We start from the raw sequence: 9,583 nt of genomic DNA on the forward strand, positions 1-9,583 counted from the left end.
AACCACGTCAACCTCACCGCCCACCCGGCGGGCGGCCACTTCATCCCCTGGGAGCTCCCCACGGAATGGACCGACGACCTGCGCCGTACGTTCCGTCCCTACCGGTGAGCTCAGCCCCGCAGGTCGCGCCGCTCCTCGACCGTGGTGTGGGTCGATCTGCGGCTCTGGTTGGCGAGCATGAGTGCGACCACGATGCCGATCGCGCCGGCGCCCATCAGGACGTACCCGACCACGGTCAGGTCGACCCCGCTGAGCCGATCCGTCACGGCAAACGCGAGTATGCCGCCGACGGCGAGCAGGAACACGGATACGCCGATTCCCACGAGAACCTCCTCCGATTCCGCCCCGTACGTGCACTGCGACAGCTTCGCGGTACCCAGCGAGTCCGGGGCGAAACGGCGGTCCTACTCCCGGCGCTGGAAGAACTCGACAGTCTGCGGGTCGGCGGGTAGGTAGGTTTCGACGGCGATCTCCTCGAGGGTGATGTCGAAGGCGGTGCCGAAGGTGGTGATCGCGTTGAGGAAGCACAAGTCGGTGCCGTGGTGGTTGATGCGGATCGGCAGCGCGATGTCGGCGGGGTCGGGCGGGGTGTTGTCGATCGGTCCGTAGCCGACCAACTCGTCGTACAGCTTATGCAGCTCGGCGTCGCCGCTCGCGGCGGCCTGGCGGGCGAGACGGGGCAGGAGGTAGCCGCGGACCTGCGCGAGGTTGCGGATCCGCGGGGCCATTCCACCGGGGTGCAGGCCGAGCCGCATCATGTTGATCGGTGCCTCGAGCAACGCCGGATCGACGCCCTCGGTGAACACCGCGAAACCGTCGTTCGCGAGGATCAGGTTCCATCGCCGATCGACCGCAACGGCCGGGTACGGCGCGTGCGCCCGGACGAACCGCTCCAGCGCCGCACGGACCCGATCCAGGTCCGGGTCGTCCAGCGGCCGTTGCCGATACACGGGTGCATGACCGGCCGCGACGAGCAGCCGGTTGCGTTCCCGCAGCGGCACGGACAGCTGTTCGGCCAGGTGCAGCACCATCGCGCTGCTCGGAATCGTCCGCCCGGTCTCCACGAAGCTGACGTGCCGCGGCGACACGTCGGCCTGGATCGCGAGATCGAGCTGACTGAGCCCCCGCCGTCGCCGCCACTCCCGGAACAGCTCCCCCACCGGCCTGTCAGCGGTCACCCTTACCACCCTTGTAATCGACAACCGTGATCACCATCGGCCACTGTCGTACACATGAGCGCCGAACACAACAGACATCTCGCCCTGCACGCCTTCCAGGAGTTTGCCAACGGCAACCTCGAACCCCTGAAGCCCTTGCTGCACAAGGATTTCGTCGAGCACAGTCCCGGCAACCCGTCCGGCCGCGACGCCTTCCTCGACTTCATCGCACAGGCCCCGGTGGCGAATGCGGAGCTCGATCTCCGGCGGATCGTCGCCGACGGCACCCACGTCGTGATGCACTACCTGATGACCACGCCCGACGCCCCGCGCGGCGAGGCGGTCGTCGACATCTGGCGTTTCGAGGACGGGCAGATCGTCGAGCACTGGGACGTCGTACAACCGATGCCGTCGGCAAGCGAGATCCCGCACGGCATGGTCTGAGGGATCAGCGGTAGCCGGCCAGCCGCGGGTGGTCGCGCCAGGCCGGCATCGTCGCCATGTACGCGAGGGTGTCGGCCTCGATCTTCGCCCGCGGGTCGTCCGGGTTGCGGCGTTCCTGCCACGACACCATCGAGGCGAACCGGGTGTCGAAGTCCTGAAGGTTGCCATCGGCATCGACGCAGTACTCGCAGTACCGGCCGCTCTCGATCGGCATGCTGCAGCTCTCGCACGTCATGGTCGCGGTCATTGCTCGGCTCCGTTCGATCGAACCAGGGTGGACAAGGTGGTGAGCAGCGCGGCCCGGTCGCCGGGTGCCAGCGCGGCGAACGCCTCGGCCAGCGCGGCGACGCTGAGCACCTCGCGATCGGCCTTCAGCACGGCGAACCCCTCCGGCGACAGCCACACCAGCGTCCGGCGCCGGTCCTGCGGATCGCGCTCGCGCTCCAGCACCCCTTTGGACTCGAGCTGCGTCACGATGTCGCTGACCACCGACTGCGCCCGGTCCAGGTGCAGCGCGATGTCGCCGACGGTCAGCGGCCCGGTCTGCGAGAGGTGCTGCAGAACGGCCCGGCTCGCGCCGGACATCTCGTTCCGCTTGCCGTCCCGCCGGTGGAACCGCAGGTACGTCTCGCGGAACAGATCGGCGAACGCCCGGGCGTCGTCTTCGGCCGTGCTCACACAGAGACTGTCCACCCGGCCGAATCCATCGTCAATCCCGATGGATCCGCACTCTCCGGTCCAGGTGGAGGTCGACGCGAGAACGCTCGGCGCGGACGATGACCCGCCGGATCTGCTGAGCCACCGTGTCCGGGGCGTGCTCGTCGGGCGCGTTGTGGTCGAGTCCGGGCAGGATCGAGTACTCGGCGCCGGGCATGATCGCCGCGAGCCGCGGGAGTACGCCGGTCAGGTACGCGGGCGACTTCTCACCACCGAGGAGAAGGCTCCGTGACGCGATCCCGGCGTACCTGCTGCCGTCGGAGTCGAGGCGGACGATCTCGCCGATCTCGGCCGGCGTCGTCGGCATCATCTCGCGCGTCTCGCGATCACGCACCATCAGGAACGACGTTGCCCAGAGCAACGGCCTTGCCCGGAACGGCAGGAGCTCCGTGCCGCTGAGGAACGTGGCCATCGCCGCCGTCCGCCGACCCGCCTCGAGCTGCTGGGTGAACGTGCTCAGCCAGCTCGCGTCGAACGACCCGCCGATGCTCACCGCCGGCTCGTAGACGACCAGCGCGTCCAGCGGCTGCCGCAGTCCCACATGCAGCGCCACCAACCCGCCGTAGCTGTGCCCGAACACCATCCGCGCACCGGTGTGCTCCATCACCGCGAGTACGTCGTCGACCTCGGTGTCCACACCGTACGACGTACCGCGCGCCGCACTCACCCCACGACCGCGCCGCTCGACCACGTGCACCGTCTGCGCGCCCGCCAGCCCACGGGCCAGCCCTTCGTAGTGGTGAGCCCGCCGATTGTTCCCCGGAACCACCACGATCCCAGGCCCGGCGCCCGTACTCAGCACCCCGACCGGCGCCCCATCCCCCGCTACAACCGCATCCTGCCGCCAATCCACCCCACGCATCCCCGACCTCCCTGTCCGTGCCCCCCACCATGCCCCGCGGTGCTGGCACCCACCTGGCATCCCTCTGTCACAACCCACCAGCGGCCCGATATCTGCCCGGATGACGGTATTTCTTCGGCGCACCGGTACCGCGATGGCTTCTCGTCGTGTCCCGGTCACGAGAAGTCACCGCCGGCTAGCAGCGTTCGGCGGCCCTGAGGGCCCTGCCCAGCTGGTCGGCGGTGTTCTGCAGCAGGGCGATCATCAGCTGCCCGGCCGCGGCACTCGGGCTCTGTCCCTGGAGACACGGGCGGGCCAGGCCCGCTCAGCCGTCGACGCGATCAACGTGCTGTGGCGATGGGTGAACGCTGTGTCGGCGATGACCAGTGCGTCGTCGGCCACGATGCCCGCCCAGATGATCTGGCTCGTCGACTGGCTGAGTTCCTGGAGGAACGGTGCGGCGATCTCGGCGACCGCGATGTGGCGCGCGGCCGAGTTCCCGAGTTCGAAGAGCCGCAGGCCGAGTCGGTAACCGTCCGGACCGCGGTCCAGGATCCGGTGGCCGACCAGGTTGGTGGCGATCCGCCGGACAGTTGATTTGGGCAGGCCGGTCTCGGCGGCCCAGCGTCGGCTGACCTCGGGAGCCGGCGGGACTGCGGGAAGTATGGGGACGAGAACGTCGACTGAGCTGCCACTGGGGCGCCAGGTCCGTGAAACACAGGCGCTCGGCGCAGTCCCGCTGCTGCTCGGCGTGATGGCATCGGTGGTCGGCACTGTGCTGACCGGCTTCTTCGATCCCGGGCGCCCCGGCACGGTGGCCGGCGCGGCGATCGCACCGCTGGTCACCGCCGTGTTCACCACCAGAGGCAGCGGAGCCGCGCGGCCGTTGGGCGTCGGCCTCCTCACCACAGTCGCTGTTCTCCTGACCGTCTGCGGCTTCGGCCTGTCCGACGTACTCCGCGATGGCAGGTCAGCAGTCGCGAACCGGGACGGCACCTTCTGGAAGGCACCCGGAACGAGTTCGGGCTCGAACTCGTCAGGGAGCACTCCGCGCTGTCGGCACCGCGGCAGGTGAAGTGCCCGGCGACCGAAGTGCACCGTACGTCGGATTGCCGTTTCGGCCTGAAGCCCGCGGGTACCACAACGCTCACGGTCAACGGCGCCTCGCTCGACGGCCGCGACCAGGACGACTTCCGCATCACCAAGCAATGCACCGGCCTGCGCGAAGCAACCCCTGACGACCGCATCTGTGTGACTCCGGCCGAACGAGACGAAGCAGCACACCAGAACGCCCAGAACTCCGAACGCTCCGCAAGGTAGCGCCGAGCGCAGCAGGCAGGGCCCCACGTGCCGGACCAGCATGTTGCCCACAGCATCGAAGTGCCGCTGCTCGCTCCAGCTGATGCGGCCGAAGATCGGCAGGTGCTACTCGCGGGTGAACTGGAGTCCCGCTGCTGCACCGGCGCGGCCGTTGGTGAAGTTGTCGTGGAGCCCGGGCGGGTGCGTCAGCGGCCGAGCAACTTGGCGAGCCAACTGCCGCGTTGCCGTTCGGACTTGGGGTGGCCCGGGCACCACTGGTCGGCAGGGACCATCGCCTTGACCTGGGCGACGTGCTGGCCGCAGCCTGCCCAGGTGGTCTTGCCGCAGGTCTTGCAGGTCGTGGGTCGGCACATAGTTCTTATCCTTTGTCGAGGCCTGTGAACGACGAATTCTTCGAGTGGTGAACGGTGTGAGACGAGGGCGGGAGGACGATCGTGCCTGGTCGGTCACGCCTCGGGTCCGACCACGTCGAGCCCGACCTTCACCGCGTTCTCGAACTGGTCGTCGATCGCGACGAGCGAACGTCCGGCGGCATCCAGGAACGACGCGGCGATCGAGGCCCGGTAACCGGCGGCGCAGTGCACCCACACCTCGCCGGGCGGCACCTCTGCGATCCGCTGCGGTAGCTCGTGGATCGGGATGTTGACCGCGTCCCGGATCCGGCCGGAGTCGTACTCTTCTGCGCGGCGGACGTCCAGAATCACGACCTCACGATGGTGACGGACCTGCTCGAGGTCGGCGAAGCCGGCGGTCGGGAACGACACGGGCGCATCGGTGCTCCACTGCTTCGGTCCGCCGGTCGCGTGGGCCGCTGGACGGTCGATTCCGATGCGGACGAGCTCACGCTGCGCCTCGGCGACCTGTGCCACGGTCTCTCCGAGCAGCGTCAGAGGCGTTCCCCACACGATCAGCCAGCCGAGGTAGGTCGAGAACGCGCCGTCCAGACCGAAGTTCAAGGTGCCGCGCGCGTGGCCGGCCGCGAAAGCCGTTCGGGTGCGCAGATCGACCACCCATTCGCCGGCCTCGATGCGCCGACGCAGTTCCGCGGCGTCCGCCTTCTCTGGCAGCGACAGATCGGGAGCGCCCGGCCCCGCTGAGTTGGCGGGGGCCATGTGCACGTAGTACGCCGGCCAGGCCCCCAGTCCGTCGAGCAGCTCGCGAACGTAGTCCTCCTCGTCCTGGGTCAGCACCGGATTCGTACGCTTCTCCTGCCCGATCGTGGAGGCGGTCGCCTCCGACTGGGTGGCGGAGCAGAAGGAGCCGAAGCCGTGAGTGGGGTAGACCTCGGTTTCGTCGGGCAGTATGCCGACGAGTTTGTGCGCCGAGGCGTGCTGGTGGCGTACCAGAGCCTCGGTGTGGTCCGGACCCAGCAGGTCGGGCCGCCCGGTCGCGCCGTACAGCAGTGATCCGCCGGTGAAGACCGCGATCGGCTCGTCGACGTCGGTCAGGGCATACGACATGTGGGTGAAGGTGTGCCCCGGCGTGTGGATCGCGCGCACCCGCATCCGATCGCCGATCTCGACGATCTCGCCGTCACGGATCGGCGTGCGGTCGAAGGAGACCTCGTCGTCGGCGTTGATCAGGTACGTCGCGCCGGTGGCGCGCGCCAGCGAGAGGCCGCCGGTCACGTAGTCGTTGTGGATATGGGTCTCGAAGACGTGAGTCAGCCGAACACCGTCATCCCGGACGATCTCCAGGACACGGTCGATGTCGCGCTGTGGGTCGATGACGAACGCCACCTCGCCATCGTGCACGAGATAGCTGCGGTCACCGAGCGAAGCTGTTTCGATGGCGCGGACGGTGAGGCCCGCACCCGGCTGCGTGCTGCGCGGTGTGATCAGGCGGCTCATGCTGAGATGTCCCGCATCAAGAGTCCTTCCTCCTTCGGTTACCCCGCCTTGTTCGATATCCCCCGGGGGGGATACGCTTCCGACGTTAGCACATCCCCCCGGGGGGATGTAGTCTGAGGTGAACGCACCGACGGAGAAGGGCTCTGATGGACCTCGAACCCACCGAGATCAAGCCGATCGTCACCCGGATGAAACGCGCCCACGGACACCTGGGCAGCGTCATCAAGATGATGGAGGAGGGAGCGGACTGCGAGTCCGTCCTCACACAGCTCGCCGCCGTGAACAAGGCGCTCTCACGCGCCGGCTACGCCATCGTGAGCACCGGCCTGCAGCACTGCCTCACCGAAGAGGACAGCGACGTCGACGTGGCCAAGATGGAGAAGCTCTTCCTCGCTCTGGCCTGACTCCGCGGTTCACAGGAGGTGACGCTCGACGAGAAGGGCAGCGGTAGGTCGTGCGATCAGATGTCCCGTGCGTGCGCGGCGGGTGGGCCTGGCGCAGCAGCCGGTTCGAGAATGACGACTGGGATCTGGCGGTCGGTGCGCTCCTGGTACCGCGCGTACCCCGGGTACACCGACACGATCCTCGGCCACAGTCTCGCTCTCTCGTCGTCCGCGGCAGTGCGCGCCACCATCCACCGCGTCCCGGCGCGCTGCGTGATCCGGACCTGCGGATCGGCGCGCAGGTTGTGGTACCAGGAAGGATTCCTGTCGTCACCGCCGAACGATGCGACCAGCACCACGCGACCGTCCTCGATGATTGGCGCGGCCAACGTCGTGGCGCGACGCTGACCCGATCTCCTGCCGGTAGTCACCAGCCCGACCACCGGCATCCCCATGGCCCGGCCGAACACCCGGCCCTTCGATCGGAAGAACACGGCCACGTGCAGCCTCGTGGAGGCCTTGAAGAGAGCATCCTTCACTCGCGACATCACGGTCACCTCAGTTCCGCGGCGTTCGTTGGCCGCTCGACTCGACGGAGGCGACAGCACCGGATGGATTCGTCGCCGGGTAATCAGTGCAGGTGGTCCTCGGCACCCGGGCGATCGCGTCGAAGGCGTCGAACACAGGCGCATCCGCGAAGTAGTCCTCCAGGCGTGTCTGCTGAAAGGACTCGGCGTCGTCGATGGCGCTCCGTGCGGCCCGGAGATCGGCAATGGTGAGCGCGGCGTCGGTGTCGAACGCGCTCTCGATGCTCTGCTTGGTCAGCGGAGGCAGCGGTACGTCGCTGACCTCGAAACCTGGCGCGCTACCGGGGGCGGGTCGGAGGCGAGCCGTGCGGCCATGACTGCCGGTGACGGCGATGGCCCGGTAGCCGTCACCGAGTGCCCGCGCGAGATGGAACCCCGCGGGGAACAGCCCGGCCGGCCCGGCGTGCGGAACCCTGCCGATGTGCAGGTCGTGCAGGGCGAGGACGACCCGGGTCTGCGGCGCGTCCGCGACGAGTTGCAGCACCGTTTCGGCTAGGCAGGCGTCGAGAGAGGCCGATCCCACCGCGAGACCGCGTCCGGCGACGTCACGGTGGAAGTGGTCCAGGCGCCACGCGGAGCCGAGGTGCCGCAGAGCCGCGAAGTACGCCTGTTCGTGCGGGGCTCCGCGCTGCATCGCGCCCATCGTCTCCATCCGGAACAACAGACGGCTGACCGCAGCGGTCAATGCGTCCTGATCCGCCGGATCGAGCGTCGCGTAGCGGCTCAGGCTCGTGAAGATCTCGCGGCTGTGATACGTGCCTGCGCGCTCGATCGCCTGCTCGAGCAGCGGCATCGCGTCCGGATCGGCCACTCGCAAGTAGCCGGCGGCTGCCTCCAATTCCGGCAGCGGCGATCCACCGCCGGGCACGATGCCTGCCCAGCGCAGCGGCTGGGCTGATGTGCGGTTGTGTGCACGCATCCAGGCCAGAAGGTCGTACATTTCACGGCACTCCAGCAGACCCGCCATGCTGCCGCGCGCGGCAGCATCGGCCACCGGCTCGTCGGCACCACGCAGCCATCCGTCGATGGCGTCCGCTCCGACGGTGGGTGCTTCGAACGCGAGCATGGTGAAACCACAGCGCTCAACGAGGAACCGCAGCAGCCGATGCCGCACCACGTAGAACTCCCGGACGTGGTGAGAGGCCTCGCCGATCGCTGCGACCCGGGCGTCACCGACGATCTCACGCAGGGGTTCGAGATCGTCCAGATCGGCGCGAGGGTCGATGCTCTCCAGCGACAGCGCACGCGTCCGTACCCAGTCGGCGAAGCTCATCGTGTCGCTGGTCGGGCGACCGGCTCCTGGTTGCGCATCCGGCATGGCGGTCGTGTCCTCTTCCGGCATCGCGGTCTCCGTGCGGGTTCGGTTCATCGCAACTTGGAGTTGCGATGCCAGGTTCTCACGCTCCAGACGACATCGCAACTCCGAGTTGCGATAGCCTGCTGCCATACCGGACCGGCGAAGAAAGGTGGAGACGGTGGACCCAGCGGAAGGCTTACGGCCACCCGGTCGGGGCGCCAAGGTGCGAGCCGCGGTTCTCACCGCGACATTGGCCGAACTGGCGGACGTCGGTTATGCGGCACTGACCATCGACAACATCGCGCGGCGCGCCGGAGTCCACAAGACGACGATCTACCGCCGCTGGCCTGACCGGGAGAGCCTGGTGGCAGACGTACTGGGCGAACACATCGCCTTGGACTTCCCCATCGCGGATACCGGCAGCGTGGAAGCCGACCTCCGCCGGCTCGCAGAGGCGTTTCTCGACTGGGTGACCAGCCCGCCCGGCCGGATGATCTTCAGCGCGATCTATACCGACGCCGCTCGCATCCCCGGCATCTCTGACGCCCGGCGCGAGCTGTTCGAGTATGGTCCCCGCCGCGCCGCAGTGGTCATCGAGCGCGCCATCGCGCGCGGTGAACTGCCTGCCGGCACCGACCCGGCAGCCGTCATCAGAACCCTGATCGCGCCGATCTACTTCCAGCTGACCGTCACCGCCGAGCCGCTGACCTCGGCGGCCGCCGACCAGGCGGCGCAGATCGCCCTCGCAGCCGCGCGCGCCGGCATCCTCCGGCACGGCCCCAGCGTCAGCCCGAGGACGGCAGGTAGCACACCCCAGTAGCGCGCGCCGGACCCACTACCGCTCTGGGCTCAGGGCGGCAGAAAGTCGTCGTCAAGTGGTCCCGGAACGACGAAGTGCCTGGTCGATGTTGCTCTGACCAGGCACTTCTCGAGGGGTGGAGGTGGCGGGAATCGAACCCGCGTCCTTCAGCGTTGCTCCAAGACTTC

13 protein-coding genes are annotated in these 9,583 nt (G+C 68.4%); 3 read left to right on the forward strand and 10 right to left on the reverse strand.

The window, feature by feature from the left end; all coding sequences use genetic code 11:
* Nucleotides 1-110: 110 nt before the first annotated feature.
* Together ACZ6O0_RS44300 and ACZ6O0_RS44305 are read right to left on the reverse strand one after the other, a co-directional pair.
* On the reverse strand, nt 111-323 hold the full coding sequence (locus ACZ6O0_RS44300) for a DUF6458 family protein (RefSeq protein WP_465771150.1): 213 nt from the start codon (nt 321-323) through the stop codon (nt 111-113).
* A gap of 81 nt (nt 324-404) precedes the next feature.
* A complete protein-coding gene (locus ACZ6O0_RS44305; RefSeq protein ID WP_465771151.1) occupies nt 405-1,178 on the reverse strand; it encodes a helix-turn-helix domain-containing protein in 774 nt (257 codons plus the stop codon).
* 54 nt (nt 1,179-1,232) lie between these two features.
* Between ACZ6O0_RS44305 and ACZ6O0_RS44310 the strand changes: the two genes are divergently transcribed.
* The gene (locus ACZ6O0_RS44310; protein WP_465771152.1) at nt 1,233-1,601 is read left to right on the forward strand and encodes a nuclear transport factor 2 family protein; all 369 of its coding nucleotides are present in this window, start codon (nt 1,233-1,235) and stop codon (nt 1,599-1,601) included.
* A gap of 4 nt (nt 1,602-1,605) precedes the next feature.
* Here the strand turns inward: ACZ6O0_RS44310 and ACZ6O0_RS44315 are convergent, their stop codons facing one another.
* The 6 genes from ACZ6O0_RS44315 to ACZ6O0_RS44340 form a co-directional block, all read right to left on the reverse strand.
* On the reverse strand, nt 1,606-1,848 hold the full coding sequence (locus tag ACZ6O0_RS44315) for a hypothetical protein (RefSeq protein WP_465771153.1): 243 nt from the start codon (nt 1,846-1,848) through the stop codon (nt 1,606-1,608).
* Nucleotides 1,845-2,279, reverse strand: a complete 435-nt coding sequence (locus tag ACZ6O0_RS44320; RefSeq protein WP_465771154.1) for a MarR family winged helix-turn-helix transcriptional regulator — start codon at nt 2,277-2,279, stop codon at nt 1,845-1,847. The genes ACZ6O0_RS44315 and ACZ6O0_RS44320 overlap by 4 nt, the downstream gene beginning before the upstream one ends.
* Nucleotides 2,280-2,310: 31 nt before the next feature.
* The gene (locus ACZ6O0_RS44325; RefSeq protein ID WP_465771155.1) at nt 2,311-3,180 is read right to left on the reverse strand and encodes an alpha/beta fold hydrolase; all 870 of its coding nucleotides are present in this window, start codon (nt 3,178-3,180) and stop codon (nt 2,311-2,313) included.
* Between the two features lie 243 nt (nt 3,181-3,423).
* Entirely contained in the window at nt 3,424-4,020 is a 597-nt protein-coding gene (locus ACZ6O0_RS44330) for a helix-turn-helix domain-containing protein (protein WP_465771156.1), read from the reverse strand.
* Nucleotides 4,021-4,664: 644 nt separating this feature from the next.
* Entirely contained in the window at nt 4,665-4,832 is a 168-nt protein-coding gene (locus ACZ6O0_RS44335; RefSeq protein WP_465771157.1) for a hypothetical protein, read from the reverse strand.
* Nucleotides 4,833-4,925: 93 nt separating this feature from the next.
* Nucleotides 4,926-6,329: an MBL fold metallo-hydrolase gene (locus ACZ6O0_RS44340; protein ID WP_465771158.1), complete on the reverse strand. Its 1,404-nt coding sequence runs from the start codon at nt 6,327-6,329 to the stop codon at nt 4,926-4,928.
* A gap of 146 nt (nt 6,330-6,475) precedes the next feature.
* Between ACZ6O0_RS44340 and ACZ6O0_RS44345 the strand changes: the two genes are divergently transcribed.
* Nucleotides 6,476-6,733: a metal-sensitive transcriptional regulator gene (locus tag ACZ6O0_RS44345; protein WP_465771159.1), complete on the forward strand. Its 258-nt coding sequence runs from the start codon at nt 6,476-6,478 to the stop codon at nt 6,731-6,733.
* Nucleotides 6,734-6,789: 56 nt separating this feature from the next.
* Here the strand turns inward: ACZ6O0_RS44345 and ACZ6O0_RS44350 are convergent, their stop codons facing one another.
* Both ACZ6O0_RS44350 and ACZ6O0_RS44355 read right to left on the reverse strand, forming a co-directional pair.
* Nucleotides 6,790-7,260 (reverse strand): nitroreductase family deazaflavin-dependent oxidoreductase, encoded by a 471-nt coding sequence (locus ACZ6O0_RS44350; RefSeq protein WP_465771160.1) that lies wholly within the window; start codon nt 7,258-7,260, stop codon nt 6,790-6,792.
* A 10-nt stretch (nt 7,261-7,270) separates the two neighbouring features.
* A complete protein-coding gene (locus ACZ6O0_RS44355; protein ID WP_465771161.1) occupies nt 7,271-8,641 on the reverse strand; it encodes an erythromycin esterase family protein in 1,371 nt (456 codons plus the stop codon).
* 205 nt (nt 8,642-8,846) lie between these two features.
* On the opposite strand from ACZ6O0_RS44355, the gene ACZ6O0_RS44360 reads away from it, so the two are divergent.
* On the forward strand, nt 8,847-9,416 hold the full coding sequence (locus ACZ6O0_RS44360; protein ID WP_465771162.1) for a TetR/AcrR family transcriptional regulator: 570 nt from the start codon (nt 8,847-8,849) through the stop codon (nt 9,414-9,416).
* The last annotated feature ends 167 nt before the right edge of the window (nt 9,417-9,583 follow it).

The sequence above is a fragment of the Kribbella sp. NPDC048837 genome, from assembly GCF_055586945.1.

Coding starts and splice junctions, on each gene's coding strand:
- ACZ6O0_RS44335 (WP_465771157.1), bottom strand. CDS start 4,832: ATGTGCCGACCCACGACCTGCAAGACCTGCGGCAAGACCACCTGGGCA.
- ACZ6O0_RS44310 (WP_465771152.1), top strand. CDS start 1,233: ATGAGCGCCGAACACAACAGACATCTCGCCCTGCACGCCTTCCAGGAG.
- ACZ6O0_RS44355 (WP_465771161.1), bottom strand. CDS start 8,641: ATGCCGGAAGAGGACACGACCGCCATGCCGGATGCGCAACCAGGAGCC.
- ACZ6O0_RS44350 (WP_465771160.1), bottom strand. CDS start 7,260: ATGTCGCGAGTGAAGGATGCTCTCTTCAAGGCCTCCACGAGGCTGCAC.
- ACZ6O0_RS44325 (WP_465771155.1), bottom strand. CDS start 3,180: ATGCGTGGGGTGGATTGGCGGCAGGATGCGGTTGTAGCGGGGGATGGG.
- ACZ6O0_RS44340 (WP_465771158.1), bottom strand. CDS start 6,329: ATGAGCCGCCTGATCACACCGCGCAGCACGCAGCCGGGTGCGGGCCTC.
- ACZ6O0_RS44315 (WP_465771153.1), bottom strand. CDS start 1,848: ATGACCGCGACCATGACGTGCGAGAGCTGCAGCATGCCGATCGAGAGC.
- ACZ6O0_RS44345 (WP_465771159.1), top strand. CDS start 6,476: ATGGACCTCGAACCCACCGAGATCAAGCCGATCGTCACCCGGATGAAA.